The following is a 25,208-nucleotide window of genomic DNA, read 5'->3' on the forward strand; positions in this document are numbered from 1 at the left end:
AACTCAGGAATTCTGATGGGCGCAGTTTACTGGATAGCGTGAAAGAGCGGAATCAGAGATGTGCGTTTGTCTGCTCAGCCGTGCCACAGCACGATGCTGCTGCTGTCGAGGGTAGCCAGGATTGTGCTGAGTGCGCGGCCGTCGGGCAGGCGGGCGTCTGGCGCAATCGCCAGCAGGGGCACCAGCATAAACGCACGATTCAGCAGATCATAGTGCGGCACAATCAGCCGCTCCGTGTTGATGTGCGCCTCGCCAAACAGCATCAGATCGATATCCAGCGTGCGCGGACCCCAGCGTTCTGCCTTGCGCACCCGGCCATGCTCCCGCTCGATCCGCTGGGTATGGTCAAGCAGCGCTTCGGCACTGAGATCGGTCTCCAGCGCCACGGCGGCATTGAGAAAATCGGGCTGATCGGGCGGGCCATAAGGCGGCGTGCGGTAGAATGGCGAGGTAGCGATGCGTTGCGTCTGCGGCAACGCATCCAGTGCGGTCAGCGCTGCATCAACCTGATGCAGCGGATCGGCCAGATTACTGCCTAACGCGAGGTAAACCCGTGTCATGAGACGTTCTGGTTGTCACGACGTGGTGCGGAAGGACGGCGGCGCGGACGACGCGATTTATTACGCGGCACCGGATCGTCACCCAGGTTATTGAGCATGTTTTTCTGATGCGGCGGCGCAGCCACCTGGAATTCACCCCACCACTGGCTCAGGCGCAGCAGTTCCGGGTTATTTTCCACTTCCGCCCGCAGCGCCAGCAGATCGTAAGCGGCGCGGAATTTCGGATGCTCCATCAGTTTCCAGGCGCGTTTACCGTGACGGCGGGACATGCGTAACTGCAGCAGCCAGATATCGCGAATTAGCGACGTAATACGTTTCGGAATCGCCAGCGCACGGCAGGCTTCGTCCAGCGTATCGTTCATCGCCATCGCAAAAGCTTCGAAGTAGGTCAGGCCACTCTCCTGCGCAATGCGTTCTGCCGTTTCAAGCTGCGGATACCAGAACATCGCGGCAAACAGGAACGCCGGGTTAACGCGCATGTCGTTGTGAATGCGGTTATCGGTGTTTTTCAGCACCTGCGCCAGCATCCGCTCCATGTGACTGTCGCTGTTTTCGGTGAAGTTGCGCGCCAGCGTCGGGAACAGGGGCTGGAACAGCTGATATTCACACAGCTTGAGATATGTGCTGTAGCCGTAGCCAGCCTGCAACATCTTCAGCGACTCTTCAAACAGGCGAGCAGGCGGAATATCACGCAACAGCGAGGCCAGACGTGGAATCGGCTCGGCGGTTTCCGGCGCAATGCTCATATTGAGTTTGGCAGCAAAGCGTGCGACGCGCAGCATGCGGACCGGATCTTCGCGGTAGCGGGTTTCCGGATCGCCAATCAGGCGAATGATGCCCTGTTCGAGATCGCTGATGCCGCCGACATAGTCACGCACGCTGAAATCAGCCACGCTGTAGTAGAGGCTGTTGATGGTGAGATCGCGTCGCTGGGCATCATCTTCGATTGAGCCGAAGATGTTGTCGCGCAGCAGCATACCGCTCTGGGCACGCTGCGAGCTGTTGCGATCCTCTTCCGGCTCTTCCGCCTGATGGTGTCCACGGAAGGTGGCGACTTCGATCACTTCCGGGCCAAACATCACGTGCGCCAGACGGAAACGACGGCCAACCAGGCGACAGTTGCGGAACAGCTTACGCATCTGCTCAGGCGTGGCATTGGTGGTCACGTCGAAATCTTTGGGTTTTTGCCCCAGTAGCAAATCGCGCACGCCACCGCCTACCAGATAGGCTTCATAACCGGCTTTGTTCAGGCGATAGAGCACTTTGAGGGCATTTTCGCTGATGTCTTTACGTGAGATGGTATGGCTTTCACGAGGAATGATGGTCATCAGACGCTCTGGTTCAACCTCTGCTGGGGCTTCCTCTTCATCACGCTTCAGGACTTTCCGGCAAAAATTAGCTACTCGGGTAAAAATGGGACACCTCGACAGTGGCAATTAGGGTGTAGGTAAAATCAGCGGCTAATCATAGCCTGTTGAGAACCGTTTGAGAATGCTGTTGTCTATGCATCCGGTTTCAGGGCGTTCTCTTGCGGCATCAAAGCGATATTCCACTGCGCCACCGCATCAGACAGCAGTTTGTCCTGCGTTAAGTCCTGCCAGCCGCCTGAAACCGGCTGTCCGAGGAAGCGTAACGCCGCCACCAACAGGGGTCTGGCATCGCCATCCGGCAGCGCAGGTGCATGATTCTGCTTCGACAACTTATGGCCATCGTGGTTAAGCGCCAGCGGCAGATGCAGCCAGTCAGGCACCGGCCAGCCAAATTGCTGGCAGAGCGCAATCTGTCGCACCGTCGGCTCAATCAAATCTGCGCCGCGAACCACTTCGGTAATGCCCTGAAAATGATCATCGACAACGACCGCCAGGTTATAGGCAAACAGGCCATCACGGCGGTGAATAATAAAATCTTCCTGTGCCAGACGCCTGTCCGCCTCCACACGGCCACGCAGACGATCGTCAAACGCAAAGACCGGTGCATGCTGGCGTAAACGCAGCGCGGCATTCTCCGGTCCGCGTTGCCGTTCACGGCAGTAACCATCATAGAAACCGCCAATCTGCTGAATGCGACGCCGGGGGCAGGTGCAGTAATAGCTTTGACGATGCTGCTGCAGCCAGGCCAGCGCGTCACGGTAGGCCTCATGACGTTGTGACTGCCACAGAACCTCGCCATCCCACTCTAAACCGTAGTGCTCCAGCTGATGCAGGATACGGCTGGCGGCACCCGGCACTTCCCGTGGCGGATCGATATCTTCAATCCTCACCCGCCAGACGCCGTTTTGCGCACGCGCGCTCAGGTAACTGCCCAGGGCAGCAATCAGCGATCCGAAGTGGAGTTCACCAGAGGGAGAAGGGGCGAAGCGACCGATACAGGAGGATGACATAGGTTTCAGAAGTGACCACGCAGCGGACAAAACAGCAGTTGTTCCACTGCGTGGTAACAGGCTGGACGCGGCATCAGCCGGCCATTTGTTTCTCACGAATTTCTGCTAACGTCTTACAGTCGATGCAGAGATCGGCAGTAGGACGGGCTTCGAGACGGCGGATACCAATCTCAACGCCACAGGAATCGCAATAGCCGAAGTCGTCATCTTCAACTTTCTTCAGCGTCTTCTCGATCTTTTTGATCAGTTTACGTTCGCGATCGCGGTTACGCAGCTCCAAGCTGAACTCCTCTTCCTGCGCGGCACGGTCAACCGGGTCCGGGAAGTTAGCGGCTTCATCCTGCATATGAGAAACGGTACGATCGACTTCGTCCCGTAATTGATTACGCCAGGCTTCCAGAATCTTGCGAAAATGGGTCAGCTGCGCATCATTCATATACTCTTCGCCAGGCTTCACCTGATAAGGTTCGACGCCAGCAATAGAGAGAATACTCAGGGACGATGTTTTACGGTTTTGACCTTCTTGCATGTTGCTTCTCCTGGATAACACGCACTATACCCTTCGAAATTCGTCTCGCAGGGGCCTTGCTGCCAGCCTGCATTTGACGTCTGCGGGGTACATCGATCCCCCATTGGGGAAAAAAACAGGCCGCTATAAATAACAGAAGCAGTCAGGGTTGGCAATTCTTCATGAACACACCTTGACAAGCCTGTGAGGAACAGCGTAATTGGCCCTTAGCTCAGAACATTCTTAACACATAAAATTGCAAAAGATATTACAAGGTTACGTTGATCGGCGATTTAAGAAACATTCCCTCCGCCGATAAGTCTGCCTGATACGCTAAAACCTCTACGCCCTCCTGCTGCGCCTGAGCCAGTTGTTCTGCATACGCCACATCAATGTGACGTGCCGGAGAAACGTCCTCAATCCCCGAGTGCAAAACGGCAAACAACAAAACGGCCCGATGACCCTCTGCCGCAACTGTCGCCAGTTCACGCAGGTGTTTCTGTCCTCGAATCGTCACCGCATCCGGAAAATACCCTTTTCCTTCATGTAGAAGGGTTACGGATTTCACCTCAATATAGCAGTTGCGCCGGGCCTCTGCTTTGAGCAGGAAATCAATTCTGCTTTTTTCAGTGCCATATCTCACTTCCGCCTGACGATGCGTATAACCGGCCAGCGCCGGCAGCCGTTCCTGCTCCAGCGCCTCAGCCACCAGTTGGTTGGCGCGCAGCGTATTCACGCAGATCCAGTGGCCCTGTTGCGTTTCGGTCAGCTCCCAGCTGTGGGGGTATTTGCGCGTCAGGCTATCGGACGTCGAATACCAGACCCGATCGCCCGGCGTGGCGCAGCCGGTCATGGCGCCGGTATTGGCGCAGTGAATCGTCAGAACGTCGCCCTCTGGCGTCACCACATCGGCCAAAAAACGTTTGTAACGGGCAATCAGACGGGCGGGTTTAAGGGGCGGAGAGAAGTGCATGTGGATCCTGAGAATGTAATGGCCAGCTAGCCAGGGCGCGATAGCGGGTGCGGCCCCGGGCATATTCAGAGGCGAACAGAGAAAAGGTAGAGACGCGAAAACGCCAGTGAAAGCCGCGCGGCGGTAACGTCACCGGCTGCGTGGCGTGGCGTAACAGCGTGATGTGCGGATGAAACGGCTGGGGGCTCTGGTAACAGCCATGCCGGGCGGCCTGGGCCCGCAGCAGGCTGGCGAGCTGCAACAGACCGCGTGGCGCGCGCTGGCAGCCGAGCCAGACCACGCCGGGGCGCGGCCAGTGTCCGGCATCATCCAGGTCGAGATCAAAACCGGGCTGCACAATACGGGAGGCCAGCGTCTGCAGGCGCTGTGAGGTTTCCGGCGCAACTTCACCCAGAAACGCCAGCGTCAGGTGCAGATTCGCCGCGACCACCGGCTGGCCCGCCTCCGCAGGAAAGGTATCGGCCCGCCAGCGCACCAGCTCTTGCTGCATCTCGTCAGGCAGGCTGATGGCAAAAAATAAGCGTTGTGTCGCCATGGCGCTCTCCGGCAAATATCACGGATGGATGCTACAATGCGCGCCATCTTAGCACAGGCAGAAGCGGAGTTTGCTGTGAGCGATTTACCGGTCAGCGCGGTGCTGCCTGACATCCTGGCGGCGCTGAGTGACGCCCCACAAATCCTGCTGGCCGCACCAACCGGCGCGGGCAAATCGACCTGGCTGCCGCTGCAGTTGTTACAGCAGGCGGCGCTGCCAGGACGGATCATCATGCTGGAGCCACGTCGGCTGGCGGCGCGTAATGTGGCGCAGCGGCTGGCGGAGCAACTCGGCGAGCAGCCGGGTGGCACGGTGGGATTCCGGATGCGTGGCGAAAGCTGCGTCGGGCCACAGACCCGGCTGGAAGTGGTGACCGAAGGCATGCTCACGCGCATGCTTCAGCACGACCCGATGCTGGAAGGCGTGTCGCTGGTGATCCTCGATGAATTTCACGAGCGCAGCCTGCAGGCCGATCTGGCGCTGGCGCTGCTGCTTGATGTACAGCAGGGGCTGCGCGACGACCTTAAAATCATGCTGATGTCCGCCACGCTGGACAACGCCCGGCTGGCGGCGCTGCTGCCGGATGCGCCACTGATCGTCTCAGAAGGGCGCAGCTATCCGGTTGAGCGGCGTTACGCGTCACTGAATCAGAATGTGCGTTTTGAAGAGGCGGTCGCGCGTGAAGTCGCCCAGCTGCTGCGGGATGAGAGCGGTTCGCTGCTGCTGTTTCTGCCGGGTGTGGCGGAGATCGAACGGGTGAAGCGCGAGCTGGAATCACGCATCAGTGACGACGTTGATCTGACGCCGCTCTATGGCGCACTGCCGCTGGCGGCGCAGCGCCGGGCAATTCTGCCTGCCGCCGACGGCCGCCGCAAAGTGGTGCTTGCCACCAATATCGCCGAAACCAGCCTGACCATTGAGGGGATTCGACTGGTGGTCGACAGTGCGCTGGAACGCAGCGCTCTGTTTGACGCCCGCAGCGGCGTGACGCGTCTGCAGACCCAGCGAATCAGCCAGGCATCGATGATCCAGCGAGCGGGTCGCGCCGGGCGACTGATGCCGGGGCTCTGCCTGCATCTGGTGCCGCAGGAGCAGGCATCACGAGCGGCGGCGCAGAGCGAACCGGAAATCGTTAACAGCAATCTCTCGTCACTGTGGCTGGATCTGCTGCAGTGGGGCTGTACCCAGCCGCAACAGCTGCAGTGGCTGGATCAGCCGCCCGCCAGAAATCTGGATGCGGCGCAGCAGCAGCTGACCCGACTGGGAGCACTGGACAACAACGGCCTGCTCAACACGCTGGGACGGCGCATGGCGCAGCTGGGATGCGATCCCCGACTCGCCGCCATACTGTGTGCCGCAGGCGATGAGCCGGATGCGGTCGCCAGCGCCGCGCTGCTGGTGGCGATTCTGGAAGATCCTCCCCGCAGCGGCAGCGCCGACCTGCGTGATGCGCTGCATCGGCCGCAGGCGCAATGGCAGCGGCGGGCGCAGCAGTGGCAGCAGCGGCTTAAAATCCGTGGCGGGCGCATCGATGAAGATCGTTTCGCCGGATTGCTGGCGGTGGGCTTTGGCGATCGGCTGGCGCGGCGACGCGATCAGAGCGGTCGCTATCAGCTGGCCAACGGGCTGGGCGCCAGACTCGATGAGCAGGATGGCCTGACGCGTAATGAATGGCTGATTGCGCCTGCTCTGTTGCAGGGCAGTGCCACACCGGATGCCCGGATGTTGCTGGCACTGCCGGTCGATATTGAAACGCTGTGCCAGCAGCAGCCCGCCCTGATTGAGCGCCGGACCGAAGTAGAGTGGGACGAAGAGAAAGGCACGCTGCGTGCTTTCAGACGTGAGCAGATTGGCGCGCTGATACTGAAAACCCAGCCGATGGCGCGCCCGGAACCGGAGGTGCTGCACGCGGCCATGCTGCGCTGGATTGCCGAAAAAGGTCTGTCGGTACTGGGCTGGACGCCGGAGGCCGAACAGCTACGTCTGCGCATCCAGTGTGCGGCCCGGTGGCTGCCGGAAGAGAGCTGGCCCGCGACCGACGATGAAACCCTGCTTGAGAGCCTGCCGCAGTGGCTGTTGCCGCAGATGTCAGCGGTACGCGATCTCCGCAGCCTGCAGGCGGTGAACCTGACCACGGCACTCTTACATTTACTCACATGGTCACAGCGTCAGCGGCTGGATACTGTGCTGCCAACTCATTACACTGTGCCCACCGGAAGCCGGCTGCCAATCCGCTACGATGCGGAGAAGCCGCCCGCGCTGGCGGTAAGGATTCAGGAGATGTTTGGCGAAGCGCAGAATCCCACCGTGGCGGAAGGACGTATTCCGCTGGTGCTGGAGCTGTTATCGCCCGCCCAGCGCCCGTTGCAGATCACCCGCGATCTGGCGGCGTTCTGGCGCGGTGCCTGGCCGGAGGTCAGGAAAGAGATGAAGGGACGTTATCCTAAACATCCCTGGCCCGAGGATCCGGCCACCGCCTTGCCAACAAGGCGAACCAAAAAAATGTCCCCGCAGGGTTGAGTCCGCTGGATCGAATTCAGAGGGTTCTGCCATGCGGCACGCGAGAAAGCAGTTAGAGTAGCGGCGCTGCCGTAAGCACTGCCTGGAGAAGAAAAGTAATGTCTGGGAACGATCGCGAACCAATAGGGCGCAAAGGTAAACCGTTGCCGCCGCGCAGCAGTGCGGGCCGGGGACGACGCAGGGATATCGAACAGGATATCGATCAGGACGATTTTAATGATGACGAGGAGGAAGCGCCGGTGCCACGTAAAGGTAAAGGTGGAAAACCGCCGCGCGGCAAACGCCGTTGGCTGGGATGGGTAATCAAACTGTTCCTGGTGTTTGTGGTGGTCATGGCCGCGTGGGGCATCTACCTCGACTCGGAAATTCGCAGCCGGATTGACGGTAAAGTGTGGCAACTGCCCGCCACCGTCTATGGCCGCATGGTCAGCCTGGAACCCGGCATGGCCTACAACAAAAGTGAAATGGTGGCGCTGCTGGAAGGTACTCAGTATCGCGAAGTCTCCCGTATTACCCGCCCTGGCGAGTTTTCGGTGAAGGGCAACACCATCGATCTGCTGCGTCGCCCGTTTGATTTCCCCGACAGTAAAGAGGGGCAGATCCACGCGCGCATGAGCTTCAGTAAAGATGAGCTGAGCGAGATTAAAAACCTCGAAACCGGTCGTGATTTTGGCTTTTTCCGCCTCGATCCGCGTCTGATCACCATGCTGCAGTCGCCGAACGGTGAACAGCGACTCTTCGTACCGCGCGCCGGTTTCCCGGATCTGCTGGTCGATACGCTGATCGCCACCGAAGATCGCCATTTCTATGAGCATGATGGCATCAGCCCTTACTCCATTGGCCGCGCCTTCCTGGCGAACATCACGGCCGGGAAAGCGGTGCAGGGCGGCAGTACGCTGACGCAGCAGCTGGTGAAGAACCTGTTCCTCACCAACGAGCGTTCGCTGTGGCGTAAAGCGCGTGAAGCCTACATGGCGGTGATCATGGATGCGCGCTACAGCAAAGATCGCATCCTGGAGCTCTACCTGAACGAGGTCTATCTCGGTCAGGCTGGCAGCGATCAGATCCGCGGTTTCCCGCTGGCCAGCCTCTATTACTTTGGCCGTCCGGTTGATGAGCTGAGTCTGGATCAGCAGGCGATGCTGGTCGGCATGGTGAAAGGCGCGTCGCTCTATAATCCGTGGCGTAACCCGAAACTGGCGCTGGAACGACGCAACCTCGTGCTGCGCCTGTTGCAGCAGCAGAAAGTGATCGACCAGGAGCTGTATGACATGCTGTCGGCCCGTCCGCTGGGCGTGCAGCCGAAAGGCGGCGTGATTACTCCGCAGCCGGCCTTTATGCAGATGGTGCGTAACGAGCTTCAGGCAAAACTGGGCGACAAGGTGAAAGATCTCTCCGGGGTGAAAATCTTCACCACGCTGGATCCGGTGTCGCAGGATGCGGCCGAAAAGGCGGTGATCGATGGCATTCCGACGCTGAAAAAACAGCGTGGTCTGAAAGATCTGGAAACCGCGATGGTGGTGGTTGACCGTTTCAGCGGCGAAGTCCGCGCTATGGTCGGCGGTGCCGATCCGCAGTATGCCGGTTACAACCGTGCGCTGCAGGCACGCCGCTCTATCGGCTCACTGGCGAAACCGGCGACTTACCTGACCGCGCTGAGTCAGCCAAACAGCTACCGGCTGAACAGCTGGATCGCCGATGAACCGATTGCGCTGAAACAGCCAAACGGCAGCATCTGGAAACCGATGAACGACGATCGTCGCTTCAGCGGCAAAGTGATGCTGGTGGATGCGCTGACCAACTCAATGAACGTGCCGACCGTAAACCTCGGCATGACGCTGGGGCTGGATGCGGTGGTGGATACCTGGAACAAGCTGGGCGTGCCGAAAGAGCAGCTGCATCCGGTGCCATCGATGCTGCTGGGTGCCTTAAACCTGACACCGGTTGAAGTGGCTCAGGCGTTCCAGTCGATTGCCAGCGGCGGCAACCGCGCGTCGCTGTCAGCGGTGCGTTCGGTGATTGCGGAAGATGGCAGCGTGCTCTATCAGAGCTATCCGCAGGCGCAGCGTGTTGAGCCGGCGCAGGCCGCTTATCTGACGCTCTACACCATGCAACAGGTGGCTGACCACGGTACCGCCCGTGCACTGGGCGCGCGTTTCCCGAATGCGCATCTGGCGGGCAAAACCGGTACCACCAACGATCTGGTGGACAGCTGGTTTGCCGGTATTGATGGTAAAGAAGTGGCGATCACCTGGGTGGGACGCGATAACAACCAGCCGACCAAACTCTATGGTGCCAGCGGCGCGATGCAGCTCTACCGTCGCTACCTGGACATTCAGGCCCCGATGCCATTACAGCTGACGCCACCGGAAGATGTGTCGCTGATGAATGTGGATTCTGCCGGTAACTTTGTCTGCGGCACGGGCAGCAGTACCTGGCGTTCTCTGCCGGTGTGGGCGCTGGATCCGAATGCGCTGTGTCAGCAACAGCAGCAGCAGGTTCAGCAGCAACAACAGCTCTTCGATCAGCAGCAGCAACAACAGCAGCAGCAGCAGCCGCAACAACCGGCCCAGCAACAGCAGGAGCAGAAAGATAGCGACGGCGTAGCAGGGTGGATAAAAGATATGTTTGGCAAATAAATCAGTCAGACAGGTTAAAAAGGGCGCTTCGGCGCCCTTTTTTTGTTCCTGATCAATACGCGTCAATCGGCCTGCAAACGGCGTCACTACTGGGATTTCTTCTTGCAGTGCCTGCTGAATTTCGCATATTATCTAAGCGTTATAATAATCATTATCGTTTCGATTCGCCTGCCTGAGCCTATTGTTAAGAGACACTTTTATGAATGCGCGAACGACTTTTTCTGACAACACCAAAAAAACATTTTCCCGACCGCTTCTGGGCATCATGATCTCACTGAGCCTGAGCTCCTCTCTTTACGCCGCGCAGACGGAGACGATGGTCGTCTCGGCTGATGGTGGCAGCGGCGTCGAGGCGGAAAGCGCCTGGGGACCAGCACCCACCGTGGCAGCGAAACGCAGCGCCACCGGGACCAAAACTGATACCCCCATTGAAAAAAATCCGCAGTCCATCTCCGTGGTCACCCGTGAAGAGATGGAGATGCGTAACGTAACCAGCGTGAAAGGGGCGTTTAACTACACGCCTGGCGTGCTGACCGGTAACCGGGGCAGCTCAGACGTGATTGATGCGCTGTCGATTCGCGGTTTCAGCGAAACCAACACCAATCAGTATCTGGATGGTCTGAAACTGCAGGGTGACAACTACTCTGAGTTTGCCATCGATCCCTACTTCCTGGAACGCGCTGAACTGCTGCGCGGCCCGGTTTCGGTGCTCTACGGTAAGAGCAATCCCGGCGGTGTGGTCTCGCTGGTGAGTAAGCGTCCGACCCAGGAAACGCTGCGCGAAGTGCAGTTCCAGATGGGCAACGATAACCTCTTCTCGACCGGCTTTGACTTTGGCGGCGCGCTGGACGACGACGGCGTCTACAGCTATCGCCTGACCGGCCAGGCGCGCAGTCAGGATGCGCAGCAGGCGATGAACAAAGAGAAGCGCTACACCATCGCACCGGCTTTCAGCTGGCGTCCCGACGATCGCACCCGCATTGACCTGCTGACCTATTTCCAGAACGAGCCAGAAACCGGTTATTACGGCTGGCTGCCGCGTCAGGGCACGGTGGTACCGATCACCCGCGCTGATGGCAGCCAGTACAAACTGCCGACCAACTTCGATGAGGGCGAGCAGAGCAACAAGATTTCACGCAACACCAAAATGGTCGGTTATAACGCCGAGCACAGCTTTAACGACACCTGGACGCTGCGCCAGAACCTGCGTTATGCCGACCTGCGCACCGATTACCGCAGCATTTATGGCAATGGTTTCCTGCCGGCGACTCAGGAAATCACGCGCGGTTCGGCGGTTTCAGAAGAGAAACTCAACCAACTGGCGGTCGATACCCAGGCGCAGGCGAAATTCGCCACCGGCCAGGTTGATCATACGCTGCTGCTGGGCGTGGACTTCCAGCGTACCCGCAATGATATCGACGCACAGTTTGGCACTGCCTCCAGCCTGAATGCGGTTAATCCGCAATATGGCGATAACAGCGTAACGCCATTTGCCGATCCCTATCAGCATCTCAACAAACAGCGTCAGACCGGCCTCTATGCTCAGGACCAGATGGAGTGGAACCGCTGGGTGCTGACGCTGGGTGGCCGCTACGACTATGCCATGAACTCGGTTTACGATCGGGTAGCGGATAGCGTTGATCGCCAGAACGATCAGGCCTTTACCTGGCGCGGCGGCCTGAACTATGTGTTTGATAATGGCATCGCGCCTTACTTCAGCTACAGCGAAGCCTTTATTCCGAATGCAGGTTCGACCTATGAGGGTCAGGCATTTGATCCGTCACGTGCTAAGCAGTATGAAGCGGGCGTGAAGTATGTGCCGAAAGATCGTCCGGTGGTGCTCACCGCCGCGCTTTATCAGCTGACCAAAACCAAGAACCTGACTGCCGATCCCGATCCAAACAGAGCTTTTTTCAGCGTTCAGAGCGGTGAAATCCGGTCACGGGGCGTAGAGCTGGAAGCTAAAGCGGCGCTGAATGCCAACGTTAACCTGACGGCGTCCTACACCTACACCGATGCGGAATATACCGAAGACACCCAGCTCAAAGGCAAAACACCGGTGCAGGTGCCGAAACATATGGCCTCACTGTGGAGCGACTACACCTTCCACGAAACCGCTTTGTCAGGCGTGACGATCGGCGCGGGTGTGCGTTATGTCGGTGAGAGTCAGGGCCTTTACAGCACTGGCACTGAGCAGAACCAGAACTTTAAAGTTGCCGGTTACACCACGGTGGATGCGGCGCTGAAATATGATCTGGGTCGTTTCGGTTTGCCGGGTTCGACTGTGGGCGTCAACGTCAACAATCTGTTTGACCGCGACTACGTCGCCAGCTGCTATCGTGAATACGCCTGCTACTGGGGTGCGGAGCGCCAGATTGTCGGCACCGCGACCTTCAGATTCTGATTTAACCGGGCGCTTCGGCGCCCGTTCACAGGGATAACCATGCCGCATCCGCACGCAGAAGAGGCGACCTTTACGCTGAAAAACGCCAGTTTTGAAGTGCCGGGCCGGACTCTCCTTCAGCCACTGTCGCTGACTTTTCCGCCGGGGAAAGTGACCGGGTTGATCGGTCACAACGGCTCGGGCAAATCAACACTGTTAAAAATGCTGGGTCGTCACCACGCGGCCAGCAGCGGAGAGGTGCTATTGAATCAGCAGCCCGTCGGGCGCTGGAACAGCAAAGCCTTTGCCCGTCAGGTAGCCTATCTGCCGCAGCAGTTACCGGCAGCCGAAGGGATGACGGTGCGTGAACTGGTGGCGATTGGCCGCTATCCCTGGCACGGCGCGCTGGGGCGCTTTGGTCAGGAAGATCGCGACCGGGTAGAGGATGCGATTGCCCAGGTCGGGCTTAATGCCTTTGCCGGACGGCTGGTAGATAGCCTGTCGGGCGGCGAGCGTCAGCGCGCCTGGCTGGCGATGATGGTGGCGCAGAACAGCCGCTGTCTGCTGCTGGATGAACCGACGTCGGCACTGGATATTGCCCATCAGGTTGAGGTGCTGGCGCTGATAAAAGCGCTGAGCCAGCAGCGCGGCTTAACCGTGATTGCGGTGCTGCACGATATCAATATGGCAGCACGCTACTGCGATCATCTGGTGGCGCTGCGTCAGGGCGCGATGATTGCCGAAGGAGACGCAGAGGCGATTATGCAGGCTGAGGTGCTCGGTGCGATTTATGGCATTCCGATGGGCATTTTACCGCACCCGCAGGGCGGCGCGCCGGTCAGTTTTGTCTGTTAAGGAGAGGATGATGCCCGATCTTAATCGCCGCCGACTGATGCTGGCGCTGGCAGTCTCTCCGCTGTTTTGTGCGCTTCCCCTGCGTGCCGCCAGGCCAAATCCGGGTCGGATTATTGCACTGGAGTGGTTACCCACCGAACTGCTGATAGCATTAGGCGTCACGCCCTGGGGCGTGGCCGATCTGCACAACTACAACATCTGGGTAGGGGAGCCGCCGCTGCCTGAAGGCGTGATCGATGTAGGTCTGCGCACTGAACCCAATCTTGAGCTGATGGCGCAAATGCAGCCGTCGCTGATCCTCTGCTCCAACGGCTACGGCCCGCCTAAAGAGAAACTGACGCGCATCGCGCCCATTATGGGCTTCGACCTCCACAGCGGCGACGGGAAACCTCTCACTGCCGCGCGCGCATCGCTGCGTCAGCTGGCGGCGCGCCTTGGATTAAGCGCGCGAGCGGAACAGCATCTGCACGAGGTCGATGATCAGCTGGCGGCGGCGCGCCAGCGGCTGGCGCCCTATGCCGGACGCACTATCCTGCTGATGTCGCTGCTCGACAGTCGTCACGCCATTACCTTCGGCAAAAACAGTCTGTTTCTGGAAGTGATGACTCTGCTGGGCCTGAAAAATGGCTGGCAGGGCGAAACAAATTTCTGGGGCAGCGCGGTGATCGGCATTGAAAAGCTGGCGCAGGTCGGGGATGTGGATGTCATCTGTTTTGATCATGATAACGATGCGGAGATGCAGCAACTGATGCGCAGCCCGCTATGGCAGTCGCTGCCGTTTGTACGCACCGGACGCTTTCAGCGCGTCCCGGCCGTCTGGTATTACGGTGCGACGCTCTCGGCGCTGCACTTTGTTCGCGTGCTGGAACGCGCGCTGGAGACGCACTGATGCGCCATGCTCTGTTTCCCGCAGGCCTCCTCAGCCTGCTGTTTCTGCTGGCGCTCAGCCTGACGCTGGTCAATCTGCATCAGGCGTTACCACAGGCTGAATGGTGGCAGGCACTCTGGTCACCGGCGGTCGATAGCCTGCCGCAGATGGTGTTTCACCACAGCCTGCTGCCGCGTATCGTGCTGGCGCTGCTGGTGGGGAGTGGACTGGGGTTAGCCGGTCTGCTGTTTCAGCAGATATTGCGTAATCCGCTGGCGGAGCCAACCACGCTGGGCGTCTCTTCCGGCGCACAGCTGGGCATTACTGTGGCGACGCTGTGGCATCTGCCGGGCGGGGCGCTGACACAGCAGTTTGCCGCGCTCAGTGGCGCGCTGCTGGTGGGCGCGCTGGTGTTTGGTGTGGCCTGGGGCAAACGTCTGTCGCCGGTAACGCTGATTCTGGCCGGGCTGGTGCTGAGCCTTTACAGCGGCGCGGTGAATCAAATCTTCGCTATCTTCAATCACGATCAGCTGCAGAACATGTTTCTTTGGAGCACCGGCGCGCTGAATCAGATGAGCTGGGAAAATGTGCAGCAACTCTGGCCGCGCCTGCTGCTGGCGTTTGTGCTGGCGCTGGCGCTGCTGCGTCCGCTGACGCTGATGGGGCTGGATGATGGCGTAGCGAAAAACCTTGGCCTTGCGCTCTCCGTGGCGCGTGTCGGTGGCCTCGGGCTGGGGATCCTGCTCAGCGCACAGCTGGTCAACGTCGCCGGTATCATCGGCTTTATCGGGCTGTTTGCGCCGCTGCTGGCGAAGATGCTGGGTGGACGACGGCTCATCACCCGGATGCTGCTGGCTCCGCTGACTGGCGCGCTGCTGCTGTGGCTGGCGGACAGTTGCGTGTTGTGGCTCAGCACCCACTGGCGCGATATCCCGACCGGCACCGCCACGGCGCTGCTCGGCGTACCGATTCTGCTGTGGCTGCTGCCGCGACTGCGCACCGGTTCGGTGCCGCCCGCGCTGAATCAGGGTGATAAGGTGCCCGCCGAGCGACAGAACCTGCTGCGCTGGGCGCTGACCGGACTTGCCATCCTGGCGCTGCTGGGGTGGGGTGGTCTGGCGTTTGGCCGTGATGCGCAGGGCTGGGTCTGGTCAGCGGGTGAGATGCTGCAATCGCTGCTGCCATGGCGCGCACCGCGCGTGCTGGCCGCGCTGGTGACCGGCCTGATGCTGGGCGTGGCGGGGAGTCTGATTCAGCGGCTGACCGGCAATCCCATGGCCAGCCCGGAAGTGCTGGGCATCAGTTCGGGTGCCGCTTTTGGCGTGGTGATGATGATGTTCTTTGTGCCGGGCGATACGCTGGCCTGGCTGCTGCCCGCCGGTGCGTTGGGCGCGGCGCTGACGCTGCTGGTGATCATGGCGGTAGCCAGTCGGGGCGGCTTTTCGCCGGAACGAATGCTGCTGGCGGGCATGGCGCTTAACAGCGCCTTTGTCACCCTGCTGATGCTACTGCTGGCGAGTGGCGATCCGCGTATGGGCGGGCTGCTGAGCTGGATCTCCGGCTCGACCTATAACATCAGCGGCACTCAGGCGGTTCAGAGCGCAATCTGCGCGCTGGTGCTGGTGTCGCTGGCACCGCTGGCCAGTCGCTGGCTGACGCTGCTGCCGCTGGGAAGCGCTACCGCACGCTCGGCCGGTATGGCGTTGACGCCTGCGCGGCTGAGTCTGCTGCTGCTGGCGGCCGCGCTGACCGCCAGCGCGACACTGACTATCGGCCCGCTGAGTTTTGTCGGACTAATGGCGCCCCATATGGCACGCATGCTGGGATTCCGGCGGGCGTTGCCGCAACTGCTGCTGTCAGGATTACTGGGGGCGGGATTGATGGTGCTGGCTGACTGGTGCGGACGGATGCTGGCATTCCCGGATCAGATCCCAGCCGGGCTGATGGCGACCTTTTTAGGCGCGCCTTACTTTATCTGGCTGCTGCGGCGTTCAGGTTAAGAGGAAAAAGCAGGCTGGTTTCAGACGCCGGCCAGATCCAAAGTAGGGTGAATCTGACAACAACGAAGAAGCTCAATGCGCAGGAAATTGGGTCAGAGGAGGAAAGCGTCCCGCGCCAGGGACGGCGCGGGCCGAGCGAGTCATGGATGACGGCTTTCGCGCCTTTCCGATCTGACCCTGTTTCCTGTGCGTGCACCCTCTCACAACAGAGCGGGGCAAGCCTCATCAATCACAAAAGACCGGCTGCTGCCGGTCTTCATCTTTAACGCTGCCGCAATTACAGCTTCGCGAAACAACGACGCGCAGCGTCGACAGTGCGCTGAATATCGTCTTCGCTGTGCGCCAGCGACATAAAGCCCGCTTCATAGGCTGAAGGCGCAAAGTAAACGCCCTCCTCAAGCATCAGGTGGAAGAAGGTTTTAAAGCGCTCCACATCGCAGCGGGTCACATCGGCGTAACAGGTTACACTGTCAGCATCGGTGAAGAAGAGGCCGAACATCCCGCCAACATGGTTAATCACCAGCGGGATATTTTGCTGTTGTGCTACTTCGCGCAGACCCTCTGCCAGCTTGCGGGTCAGGGCATCCAGCTTCTCATGGGTGCCCGGCTGCGCGATCTGCGTCAGGCAGGCGAAACCCGCCGCCATGGCGATCGGGTTACCGGATAGCGTTCCCGCCTGATAAACCGGACCGGTCGGAGCCAGCGCCGCCATCACTTCGCGACGGCCACCGAACGCACCGACGGGCATGCCGCCACCAATGATTTTCCCAAGGCAGGTCAAATCAGGGCGCACATTGTAATGAGCCTGCGCGCCACCCAGCGCGACACGGAAACCGGTCATCACTTCATCAATAATCAGCAGTGCGCCGAACTCATCACACAGTGAACGCAGACCCGTCAGGAACTCTGGCTGCGGTGGGATGCAGTTCATGTTGCCAGCCACCGGCTCAACGATGATGGCCGCAATCGACTCGGGATATTGCTCAAAAGCGCTGCGCACTGAGTCGAGATCGTTAAAGGTGCAGGTCAGGGTATGTTTAGCGAAATCAGCCGGTACGCCCGGCGAGTTCGGCTGACCCAGTGTTAACGCACCTGAGCCGGCTTTCACCAGCAGATGATCGGCGTGGCCGTGGTAGCAGCCTTCAAACTTGATGATTTTATCGCGGCCGGTAAAGCCACGCGCCAGACGGATAGCGCTCATGGTCGCTTCGGTGCCGGAGTTGACCATCCGCACCATCTCCATGCTCGGCACCAGCTCACACACCAGCTGTGCCATGGTCACTTCCATTTCGGTCGGTGCGCCAAAACTTAAGCCGCGCTGTGCCGCTTCAATCACGGCGTTACGAATCGCCGCGTTGTTATGACCCAGCACCATCGGACCCCATGAGCCGACATAGTCGATATAGGCTTTGCCGTCAGCGTCATAGAGATAGGCGCCATCAGCGTGTTCAATAAACAGCGGAACGCCGCCCACACCGGTAAATGCGCGTACTGGCGAGTTTACCCCACCCGGGATCAGGCGTTGTGCCTCGGCAAACAGTTGTTCGGACTTACTCATTTTCGGCTCCAGCGGTTCATAAAAATATTGCGCCATTCTACGGAAGAGGGGCAGCAGACGAAAGGTGGATTCACCCCCTGTGCCCTTAACAGGAGTGAAAGCGGCACAGAGTGCGAAGGGCAGAGCTTGATTGCGCTGAGGTGCTGGCTGATAATAGTGTAATTAAGGTCGTTTTCTGACCTGGGCGTTTACCGGAGTAAAACATGAGTGATGAAGTAGTAGCACTGCCGTTGCAGTTTACCGACGCCGCAGCCACCAAGGTGAAGAACCTGATTGCCGACGAAGAGAACCCGGCGCTGAAACTTCGCGTCTATATCACCGGTGGCGGTTGCAGTGGTTTCCAGTACGGCTTCACCTTTGATGACCAGATGAATGATGGCGACATGACGATTGAAAAGCAGGGCGTCTCACTGGTGGTTGATCCGATGAGCCTGCAATATCTGGTGGGCGGTTCAGTGGATTACACGGAAGGTCTGGAAGGCTCACGCTTTATCGTGACCAACCCGAATGCCAAAACCACCTGTGGCTGTGGCTCTTCCTTCAGTATCTGATAATGCAGGCCGTCATACAGACGGCCTCGTTTACCATTCTATTGTGACCAGCCGGTTACTTTGCTTCACACTTCCCTGCGATTGAATCTGGCCGTTTGTTACGCGCGGCTGCGCGCTTGCCTGTCTGCCGCAGTTGATCTGCGGTGCGGGCTGGCCGTTAGCCGTGTTGATTTCACAGCGTGAATAGATGACAAGTCTGGCGCCAATAGAGCCATTTATCGATCCTGCAAAGGCAGAACCGGCGATCGACAGCCCTATGGCCAGCAGCAGTGCTCTGGTCATATAAGGTTCCTGGTGTTTTAAAAAAGCGCCGGAGCGCTAAAAGGACGGCGAGCATACGTGGCGCGTTCGTCTCTGGTATTGATCAACGGCAAAAATCGCAGTGACTTTAATCAATTCGCCGATTTATTCATCGGGATGCAGGGCCGCACAGAGTTGCTGCGCGGCCAGCAGCAGTCGCGGGCCTGGCCGGCTAAGCCAGTCCTCGTTGATGGCAATCACCGGTACATCCAGCTGCGGTCGCCAGAACACCCGGATGTTTTCCGCCTGCTGCGCACTGCCACCCGTCACAACGGCCTGAGGATGGCGCATCAGCACCTGCTCACGGCTGACCTGCGGCCAGCTGACGCGGCTGTCAGCAAAGATGTTCCTGCCACCACATAACGTAATAATTTCATTCTGCAGCGTGGCTCTGGCGGCGGTAAACAGGGGCTGCTGACCAAATTGCAAAAAAAGCGGAACCGCAGTCAGATGAGCATAGCGCTGACGCAGCGCGGCTTCCTGCTGACGTAACTGGCGGGCAGCGCGAGTTGCCTGCTCCGGTCTGGGACTCCAGTGGCCCAGATCGGCCAGCGCCGTGAACATCTCATCCAGCGTCAGCGGATCTATCCATTTAACCGGCACGCCGAGCTGCTGTAACTGGTCAATCTGCCGCTGCGGATTACCGCCTCGCCAGGCTAACACCAGATCCGGCTTAAGCTGCAGAATACGTTCAGCCTTGATGCCCTGCCAGTTTGCGACCTGCTCAATCTGTTTCGCCTGCGGCGGATAGTCGGACCAGGCGCTGACCGCAATCGGGGTAATCCCGGCAGCAAAGGCGAGTTCGGTAAGGTGAGGGGAGAGGGTAATCACGCGTGGCGGGGAAGCCAGCAGGCTGCCGCTCAACAGCAGCAGCCAGCAGAGGAGTAGCGTTTTAGCCACGCGCCAGATGCGCCAGCAGGTTCTCCACCATCAGCGAAGATTGCTTCGCCGCAACGCTTAAGAACTCATCAAAGCTGAGGTGAGATTGCTTATCGGCCACGTCGGAAATGGCGCGGACCACCACAAAAGGCACCTGGAACTGATGACAGACATGGCCGATAGCGGTGGCTTCCATCTCAACGGCAATCGCCTGCGGGAACAGATTACGAATGCGCGCCAGCGGTTCGGCACCATTGATAAAGGCATCACCGCTGACCACCAGACCGCGTACGGCTTTCAGATCCAGCTGCTGAATACAGGCTTCTGCAGCGGCGATAAGCTTGCTGTCTGCCACAAACGCGGCCGGACAACCCGCCATCTGACCCGGCTCATAACCAAAAGCGGTGACGTCAGCATCGTGATAACGCACTTCTTCTGACACCACGATATCACCGACGCTGAGCGACGGCGCTAAACCGCCAGCCGAACCGGTGTTGATCACCACATCCGGCTTGCAGAGCTGCAGCAGCAGCGTGGTACCCAGCGCGGCAGAGGTTTTACCAATGCCCGATTTCAGCAGAGCCACCTCAACGCCCTGCAGGGTGCCGGTATAAATTTCACAACCCGCCAGCGACAGCGTTTGACGGTTTTCAATTTTGTCGCGCAGCAGTGTGACTTCCTGCTCCATCGCGCCAATAATGCCTGCTTTCATAGTGAGTTCCGCTAATGTAAAGAATCAAAATTTAGGGCATAGTCTACCATGGCATTCAGGGGATTAATTCACGAAAAAATAAGGGGTAATCCATGTCAGCGATCAATTTCAGGAAGAAGATCAGCTTCTCGCGCCCTTATAACAGCCGCAAGGAACCGGAAGGCGAATATTACATTACGCGCCATTTTGAGAGCGATCGCGGAAGGATTATAAACTCCGCCGCTATCCGGCGTTTGCAGCAAAAAACGCAGGTGTTTCCGCTGGAGCGTAACGCTGCCGTTCGTTCCCGCCTGACGCATTCGCTGGAGGTGCAGCAGACCGGGCGTTACATCACCAAAGAGATCCTGCAAACCCTGAAGATGCAGGGCGGGCTGGCGCAGTATGGTCTTGATGAGCTGGAAGGCGCGTTTGAAAGTCTGATTGAGATGGCCTGTCTGATGCATGATGTCGGTAATCCACCTTTTGGCCATTTTGGCGAGGCGGCGATTAACGACTGGTTTGAAGAGAACCTCTCAGCCGAGCTGGTGGATCCGCTGGTGGCCGGCGTGGAAGGAGAAGCACAGCGTAAAGCCTTTGATCAACTCAACGCCATGATCCGCCAGGATCTCTGTCACTTTGAAGGTAATGCGCAGGCGATCCGGATGGTGCATACGCTGCTGCAACTGAATCTCAGTTATTCTCAGGTCGCCTGCATCCTGAAATATACCGCGCCTGCCTGGTGGCAGGGGGAAAAGCCCGCCGAATTTAGCGTACTCATGAAGAAGCCTGGGTTTTATCTCTCTGAGCAGGATTATATTGCCGACCTGCGTGCTGCCACCAATATGGAAGAGCACCACCGTTTTCCGCTGACTTATATAATGGAAGCTGCGGATGATATCTCCTATTGTATTGCTGATTTGGACGACGCTGTAGAAAAAGATATCTTTAATGTTGAAAGTTTGTATGAGTTTCTCAATAAAGCCTGGGGGCCGGTTAAAAATAATGACGCTTTCAGCCGGACTATTGGCGAAGCCTGGCGTGAAGCCTGCAGTAAAAAACGCCGAAGCCGCAGCGATCAATTTTTTATGTCACTCCGCGTAAATGTTCAGAGCGTGCTGGTAAGCTATGCGGTGAAACGTTTTGTTGATAATCTTCCTGCTATATTCGATGGAAGTTTTAACCATGCGCTACTGGAAGATGAGGGTGAAGAGGGCCGCTTACTGCAATTGTTTAAAACCGTTGCGCGCCAGCAGGTCTTTAATCATTCTGAAGTAGAGCAGCTGGAGTTGCAGGGTTACCGGGTGATTAAAGGGCTGCTGGAGATCTATCAGCCGCTGATGCGCCTTAATTACGAAGCCTTTACCACGCTGATAAATGAAGATTTCCTGCGTCAGCATCCGATCGAAACCCGGCTTTTTCATAAGCTCTCGGGTAAACACCGTAAAGCCTATTTGCATAAGATGCGTAATCTGGTTGTAGAACATAAATATCAGCGTCTGTTGTGGGAACGTTATTATCGCTTCCGGCTCATTCAGGATTATATCAGTGGTATGACCGATCTCTATGCCTGGGATGAGTACCGACGACTGATGGCGGTAGAATAAGCCGCCAATTGTAAAGAGCGCGAATAAATTTTTACTTTTGCCTTAAACTTTTAAAGGAACTTCGCGCTAAAACATTTATCTCACCTTTCGACCACAGCAATGGTCTGAACAGTAATCTTATTGAGAAACGAAAAATGAAAAAAAAGACCTTAATGTTAAGTGCGCTGGCGTTGAGCCTGAGCATGGCGCTCGCCCCTGTTACTGTTTCTGCTGCGCAAACGGCCTCTTCCGATAGCCTGCAACAGCCAAGTCTGGCACCGATGCTGGAGAAGGTGATGCCGTCTGTGGTCAGTATCAGCGTCGAGGGGACCACCACGGTGAAAACCCCGCGTATGCCGCAGCAATTTCAGCAATTCTTTGGCGACAATTCGCCATTCTGCCAGGATGGTTCCCCGTTCCAGGGTTCACCGATGTGCCAGAACGGCGACGGTGCAGGCGGTAACGGCGGCGCGCCAGTGCCTGATACCCAGCAGGAAAAATTCCGTGCTCTGGGATCGGGTGTCATCATTAACGCTGACAAAGGCTATGTGGTAACTAATAACCACGTCGTGAATAATGCCACCAAAATTCAGGTACAGCTCAGCGACGGTCGTCGCTATGACGCCAAAGTCATCGGTAAAGATCCCAGCTCTGACATTGCCCTGATTCAGCTGCAGGAAGCCAAAAATCTTACCGCAGTCAAAATCGCTGACTCTGACAACCTGCGCGTCGGCGATTATACCGTGGCGATCGGCAACCCTTATGGTCTGGGTGAAACGGTCACCTCAGGTATCGTCTCCGCGCTGGGACGCAGTGGCCTGAACGTGGAAAACTACGAAAACTTTATCCAGACAGATGCGGCCATTAACCGGGGCAACTCCGGTGGTGCGCTGGTTAACCTCAACGGTGAACTGATCGGGATTAACACCGCCATTCTGGCGCCTGATGGCGGCAACATCGGTATCGGCTTTGCTATCCCCAGCAACATGGTGAAAAACCTGACGGCACAGATGGTCGAGTTTGGTCAGGTGAAACGCGGCGAGCTGGGCGTGCAGGGGACTGAGCTGAACTCCGAGCTGGCAAAAGCGATGAAGGTCGACGCACAACGTGGTGCCTTTGTAAGCCAGGTGCTGCCAGACTCAGCGGCCGCCAAAGCCGGTATTAAGGCGGGCGACGTCATTGTGTCGATGAACGGTAAACCGCTGAGCAGCTTTGCTTCGCTGCGTGCGGAAGTGGGCTCACTTCCGGTTGGCACCACCCTGAAACTGGGGCTGCTGCGTGACGGCAAACCGGTCGATGTCTCTGTTAAGTTGCAGCAGAGCAGCCAGTCAAAAGTGCAGTCCGCGACCATCTACACTGGCATTGAAGGCGCCGATCTCAGCAATATCGAAGCGGGTACCAAAGGTGTCCGGGTTGATAACGTGAAACCGGGCAGTGCTGCGGCGCGTATCGGCCTGAAAAAGGGCGATGTGATTCAGGGCGTTAACCAGCAGGTGGTAACCAACCTGGGTGAGCTGCGCAAAGTTCTCGACAGCAAGCCGTCCGTTCTGGCGCTGAATGTGAAACGCGGCGACAGCAGTATCTATCTGCTGATGCAGTAAGCGAACAGCAACGGATGAAGAGGCGGACTGCGGTCCGCCTTTTTTATGTCCACTTTCTGCCTCGTCAGAGTGTGATGCTCACCGCAAATTCGGCAAATGACGGCCTGGCTCTGTGCAATTGCACAATGTTCTGCGTGCTGTGCATGCGTATTCTGTTTCTCCCCCCTCTTTTCAGGAGTAATGGATGGCTACCTATCACCTTGATGCCCGGCTGGCACAGGATATCGTGGCGCGCACCATGAAAATTATTGACAGCAATGTCAACGTGATGGATGCGCGGGGCCGGATTATCGGCAGCGGTGACCGGGAACGTATTGGGGAGTTGCACGAAGGTGCACTGCTGGTGCTCTCTCAGGGGCGCGTTGTCGACATCGATGAGGCCGTGGCTAAACATCTCCATGGCGTGCGGCCTGGCATTAACCTGCCGCTGCGCATTGATGGTGACATCGTCGGGGTGATCGGCCTGACCGGTGAGCCGCTGGCGCTGCGGCATTATGGCGAGCTGGTCTGCATGACCGCAGAGATGATGCTGGAGCAGGCCCGGCTGCTGCATATGCTGGCGCAGGACAGCCGTCTGCGTGAAGAGCTGGTGCTGAACCTGATCCGCAGCGATACCCTGTCGCCACAGCTGACCGAATGGGCGCAGCGGCTCGGTATCGATCTCAATCAGCCGCGTGTGGTCGCCGTGGTGGAAGTGGATAGTGGTCAGCTCGGCGTCGACAGCGCGATGTCAGAGCTACAGCAGCTGCAAACGCTGCTGACCACGCCGGAGCGGGACAATCTGATCGCGATTGTGTCACTGACCGAAATGGTGGTGCTGAAACCGGCCCTTAATGGGCATGGGCGTCACGATCAGGAAGATCATCGCCGCCGCGTAGAGCAGTTACTACAGCGGATGAAAGAGAGCGGTCATCTTCGGATGCGTATCGCGCTGGGCAACTTCTTTACCGGACCCGGCAGCATCGCACGCTCTTACCGGACGGCGCGCACCACGATGATGGTGGGCAAGCAACGTATGCCCGAGGTGCGCAGCTATTTTTATCAGGATCTGGTGCTGCCCGTGCTGCTCGACAGCCTGCGGGGTGGCTGGCAGGCCAATGAGCTCGCCCGGCCACTGGCGAAGCTCAAGAGCATGGATAACAACGGCTTGCTGCGCCGCACGCTGATCGCCTGGTTCACCCATAACGTCCAGCCGAGCGCCACCGCGCGTGCGCTGTTCATTCATCGTAATACGCTGGAATACCGGCTGAACCGGATTTCTGAACTGACCGGACTGAATCTTGGCCATTTTGATGACAGGCTGTTGCTCTATGTTGCTTTGCAACTGGATGAGCAGGGCTGAAGTGCAGATTTGCGGCATAAAAAAGGCCAGCAATGCTGGCCTCTCTGGTCGGGCAGGGAATTAACGACCGTTACGGGTTAATTTTTCCAGATCCGATTCAATTTCAGTGATCTTGTGGGAAACCACGCTTTCCAGGTGACGCAGGTCATCCAGAATTTTGCGTTTCAGATCCACTTCAACCTGATCGCGCTGGCAAATCTGGTCCAGTTCATCGATGACATAACGCAGATTCGGGCTGATTTCCTGAACTTCTTTGTAGCCCTGGGTCGCGTGATCGGCAACAACCGTTTTGCGCTGGCGCGGATATTTGAATTTGACGCTCTTCGCGAAAAACTCACCTTTATCTTTGCGGAAGTAGATTTTCAGAATGTCGTTATTGGCTTCCTGACGCAGGCTATAGCGGTCAATGTCGTCCGGGTTACTGATACCTAAGCTTTTCAGATTGTCATACATAGCGTTGTTTCCATCAAAAGTGAGAAGCG

21 protein-coding genes are annotated in these 25,208 nt (G+C 58.1%); 10 read left to right on the forward strand and 11 right to left on the reverse strand.

What is annotated here, in order from left to right:
* Positions 1-74: 74 nt before the first annotated feature.
* The 6 genes from folK to thpR form a co-directional block, all read right to left on the reverse strand.
* Complete coding sequence (gene folK, locus AC6I8B_RS03650; protein ID WP_022625440.1) at positions 75-560, reverse strand: 2-amino-4-hydroxy-6-hydroxymethyldihydropteridine diphosphokinase; 486 nt, start codon at positions 558-560, stop codon at positions 75-77.
* Positions 557-1,975 (reverse strand): polynucleotide adenylyltransferase PcnB, encoded by a 1,419-nt coding sequence (gene pcnB / locus AC6I8B_RS03655; protein ID WP_203583884.1) that lies wholly within the window; start codon positions 1,973-1,975, stop codon positions 557-559. Before pcnB ends, folK begins: the two co-directional genes overlap by 4 nt.
* 86 nt (positions 1,976-2,061) lie before the next feature.
* A complete protein-coding gene (gene gluQRS / locus AC6I8B_RS03660; RefSeq protein WP_033756612.1) occupies positions 2,062-2,940 on the reverse strand; it encodes a tRNA glutamyl-Q(34) synthetase GluQRS in 879 nt (292 codons plus the stop codon).
* A gap of 73 nt (positions 2,941-3,013) precedes the next feature.
* Complete coding sequence (dksA, locus tag AC6I8B_RS03665; RefSeq protein ID WP_010254035.1) at positions 3,014-3,469, reverse strand: RNA polymerase-binding protein DksA; 456 nt, start codon at positions 3,467-3,469, stop codon at positions 3,014-3,016.
* 247 nt (positions 3,470-3,716) lie between these two features.
* Positions 3,717-4,421 (reverse strand): DNA/RNA nuclease SfsA, encoded by a 705-nt coding sequence (sfsA, locus tag AC6I8B_RS03670; protein ID WP_033756614.1) that lies wholly within the window; start codon positions 4,419-4,421, stop codon positions 3,717-3,719.
* Complete coding sequence (gene thpR, locus AC6I8B_RS03675) at positions 4,399-4,956, reverse strand: RNA 2',3'-cyclic phosphodiesterase (protein WP_010671851.1); 558 nt, start codon at positions 4,954-4,956, stop codon at positions 4,399-4,401. The genes sfsA and thpR overlap by 23 nt, the downstream gene beginning before the upstream one ends.
* A 36-nt stretch (positions 4,957-4,992) precedes the next feature.
* Here thpR and hrpB point away from each other — a divergent pair, with 36 nt between their 5' ends.
* The 6 genes from hrpB to fhuB all read left to right on the forward strand — a co-directional run bounded on the left by hrpB (position 4,993) and on the right by fhuB (position 16,221).
* Positions 4,993-7,476, forward strand: coding sequence for an ATP-dependent helicase HrpB (gene hrpB, locus AC6I8B_RS03680; RefSeq protein WP_157353418.1), 2,484 nt, complete (start codon positions 4,993-4,995; stop codon positions 7,474-7,476).
* Between the two features lie 98 nt (positions 7,477-7,574).
* Entirely contained in the window at positions 7,575-10,115 is a 2,541-nt protein-coding gene (gene mrcB, locus AC6I8B_RS03685; RefSeq protein WP_010671853.1) for a bifunctional glycosyl transferase/transpeptidase, read from the forward strand.
* A 199-nt stretch (positions 10,116-10,314) separates the two neighbouring features.
* Complete coding sequence (gene fhuA / locus AC6I8B_RS03690; RefSeq protein ID WP_033756618.1) at positions 10,315-12,519, forward strand: ferrichrome porin FhuA; 2,205 nt, start codon at positions 10,315-10,317, stop codon at positions 12,517-12,519.
* 39 nt (positions 12,520-12,558) lie between these two features.
* Positions 12,559-13,353, forward strand: a complete 795-nt coding sequence (fhuC, locus tag AC6I8B_RS03695) for a Fe3+-hydroxamate ABC transporter ATP-binding protein FhuC (protein ID WP_033756619.1) — start codon at positions 12,559-12,561, stop codon at positions 13,351-13,353.
* Between the two features lie 10 nt (positions 13,354-13,363).
* On the forward strand, positions 13,364-14,242 hold the full coding sequence (gene fhuD / locus AC6I8B_RS03700) for a Fe(3+)-hydroxamate ABC transporter substrate-binding protein FhuD (RefSeq protein ID WP_033780605.1): 879 nt from the start codon (positions 13,364-13,366) through the stop codon (positions 14,240-14,242).
* On the forward strand, positions 14,242-16,221 hold the full coding sequence (gene fhuB / locus AC6I8B_RS03705) for a Fe(3+)-hydroxamate ABC transporter permease FhuB (protein WP_157353416.1): 1,980 nt from the start codon (positions 14,242-14,244) through the stop codon (positions 16,219-16,221). The genes fhuD and fhuB overlap by 1 nt, the downstream gene beginning before the upstream one ends.
* Positions 16,222-16,498: 277 nt before the next feature.
* Here the strand turns inward: fhuB and hemL are convergent, their stop codons facing one another.
* On the reverse strand, positions 16,499-17,779 hold the full coding sequence (hemL, locus tag AC6I8B_RS03710) for a glutamate-1-semialdehyde 2,1-aminomutase (RefSeq protein ID WP_157353415.1): 1,281 nt from the start codon (positions 17,777-17,779) through the stop codon (positions 16,499-16,501).
* A 203-nt stretch (positions 17,780-17,982) separates the two neighbouring features.
* On the opposite strand from hemL, the gene erpA reads away from it, so the two are divergent.
* Entirely contained in the window at positions 17,983-18,330 is a 348-nt protein-coding gene (gene erpA / locus AC6I8B_RS03715; protein WP_010254064.1) for an iron-sulfur cluster insertion protein ErpA, read from the forward strand.
* Between the two features lie 30 nt (positions 18,331-18,360).
* Here erpA and AC6I8B_RS03720 read toward each other — a convergent pair whose 3' ends face one another.
* The 3 genes from AC6I8B_RS03720 to mtnN form a co-directional block, all read right to left on the reverse strand.
* On the reverse strand, positions 18,361-18,612 hold the full coding sequence (locus tag AC6I8B_RS03720) for a hypothetical protein (RefSeq protein ID WP_010254068.1): 252 nt from the start codon (positions 18,610-18,612) through the stop codon (positions 18,361-18,363).
* A gap of 123 nt (positions 18,613-18,735) precedes the next feature.
* The gene (gene btuF, locus AC6I8B_RS03725; protein WP_010671857.1) at positions 18,736-19,530 is read right to left on the reverse strand and encodes a vitamin B12 ABC transporter substrate-binding protein BtuF; all 795 of its coding nucleotides are present in this window, start codon (positions 19,528-19,530) and stop codon (positions 18,736-18,738) included.
* Positions 19,523-20,221 (reverse strand): 5'-methylthioadenosine/S-adenosylhomocysteine nucleosidase, encoded by a 699-nt coding sequence (gene mtnN, locus AC6I8B_RS03730; protein WP_033756625.1) that lies wholly within the window; start codon positions 20,219-20,221, stop codon positions 19,523-19,525. Before mtnN ends, btuF begins: the two co-directional genes overlap by 8 nt.
* Before the next feature lie 92 nt (positions 20,222-20,313).
* Between mtnN and dgt the strand changes: the two genes are divergently transcribed.
* The 3 genes from dgt to AC6I8B_RS03745 all read left to right on the forward strand — a co-directional run bounded on the left by dgt (position 20,314) and on the right by AC6I8B_RS03745 (position 24,726).
* Positions 20,314-21,804, forward strand: coding sequence for a dGTPase (gene dgt / locus AC6I8B_RS03735; RefSeq protein ID WP_010254077.1), 1,491 nt, complete (start codon positions 20,314-20,316; stop codon positions 21,802-21,804).
* A 134-nt stretch (positions 21,805-21,938) separates the two neighbouring features.
* Positions 21,939-23,384, forward strand: a complete 1,446-nt coding sequence (gene degP, locus AC6I8B_RS03740; RefSeq protein WP_010671858.1) for a serine endoprotease DegP — start codon at positions 21,939-21,941, stop codon at positions 23,382-23,384.
* Between the two features lie 184 nt (positions 23,385-23,568).
* A complete protein-coding gene (locus tag AC6I8B_RS03745; RefSeq protein WP_010254083.1) occupies positions 23,569-24,726 on the forward strand; it encodes a CdaR family transcriptional regulator in 1,158 nt (385 codons plus the stop codon).
* A 60-nt stretch (positions 24,727-24,786) separates the two neighbouring features.
* Here AC6I8B_RS03745 and AC6I8B_RS03750 read toward each other — a convergent pair whose 3' ends face one another.
* Entirely contained in the window at positions 24,787-25,179 is a 393-nt protein-coding gene (locus AC6I8B_RS03750) for a DUF3461 family protein (protein WP_010254085.1), read from the reverse strand.
* Positions 25,180-25,208: the final 29 nt, after the last annotated feature.

This window comes from Pantoea sp. X-Soil-ISGK-285 (assembly GCF_059730815.1).

What these genes read in the sequence shown, in the direction of transcription:
- fhuC (WP_033756619.1), top strand. Translation starts at nt 12,559, where the DNA reads ATGCCGCATCCGCACGCAGAAGAGGCGACCTTTACGCTGAAAAACGCC.
- AC6I8B_RS03745 (WP_010254083.1), top strand. Translation starts at nt 23,569, where the DNA reads ATGGCTACCTATCACCTTGATGCCCGGCTGGCACAGGATATCGTGGCG.
- fhuB (WP_157353416.1), top strand. Translation starts at nt 14,242, where the DNA reads ATGCGCCATGCTCTGTTTCCCGCAGGCCTCCTCAGCCTGCTGTTTCTG.
- degP (WP_010671858.1), top strand. Translation starts at nt 21,939, where the DNA reads ATGAAAAAAAAGACCTTAATGTTAAGTGCGCTGGCGTTGAGCCTGAGC.
- fhuA (WP_033756618.1), top strand. Translation starts at nt 10,315, where the DNA reads ATGAATGCGCGAACGACTTTTTCTGACAACACCAAAAAAACATTTTCC.
- mrcB (WP_010671853.1), top strand. Translation starts at nt 7,575, where the DNA reads ATGTCTGGGAACGATCGCGAACCAATAGGGCGCAAAGGTAAACCGTTG.
- folK (WP_022625440.1), bottom strand. Translation starts at nt 560, where the DNA reads ATGACACGGGTTTACCTCGCGTTAGGCAGTAATCTGGCCGATCCGCTG.
- thpR (WP_010671851.1), bottom strand. Translation starts at nt 4,956, where the DNA reads ATGGCGACACAACGCTTATTTTTTGCCATCAGCCTGCCTGACGAGATG.
- gluQRS (WP_033756612.1), bottom strand. Translation starts at nt 2,940, where the DNA reads ATGTCATCCTCCTGTATCGGTCGCTTCGCCCCTTCTCCCTCTGGTGAA.
- mtnN (WP_033756625.1), bottom strand. Translation starts at nt 20,221, where the DNA reads ATGAAAGCAGGCATTATTGGCGCGATGGAGCAGGAAGTCACACTGCTG.
- fhuD (WP_033780605.1), top strand. Translation starts at nt 13,364, where the DNA reads ATGCCCGATCTTAATCGCCGCCGACTGATGCTGGCGCTGGCAGTCTCT.
- dksA (WP_010254035.1), bottom strand. Translation starts at nt 3,469, where the DNA reads ATGCAAGAAGGTCAAAACCGTAAAACATCGTCCCTGAGTATTCTCTCT.
- AC6I8B_RS03750 (WP_010254085.1), bottom strand. Translation starts at nt 25,179, where the DNA reads ATGTATGACAATCTGAAAAGCTTAGGTATCAGTAACCCGGACGACATT.
- dgt (WP_010254077.1), top strand. Translation starts at nt 20,314, where the DNA reads ATGTCAGCGATCAATTTCAGGAAGAAGATCAGCTTCTCGCGCCCTTAT.
- hrpB (WP_157353418.1), top strand. Translation starts at nt 4,993, where the DNA reads ATGCGCGCCATCTTAGCACAGGCAGAAGCGGAGTTTGCTGTGAGCGAT.
- sfsA (WP_033756614.1), bottom strand. Translation starts at nt 4,421, where the DNA reads ATGCACTTCTCTCCGCCCCTTAAACCCGCCCGTCTGATTGCCCGTTAC.
- hemL (WP_157353415.1), bottom strand. Translation starts at nt 17,779, where the DNA reads ATGAGTAAGTCCGAACAACTGTTTGCCGAGGCACAACGCCTGATCCCG.
- AC6I8B_RS03720 (WP_010254068.1), bottom strand. Translation starts at nt 18,612, where the DNA reads ATGACCAGAGCACTGCTGCTGGCCATAGGGCTGTCGATCGCCGGTTCT.
- erpA (WP_010254064.1), top strand. Translation starts at nt 17,983, where the DNA reads ATGAGTGATGAAGTAGTAGCACTGCCGTTGCAGTTTACCGACGCCGCA.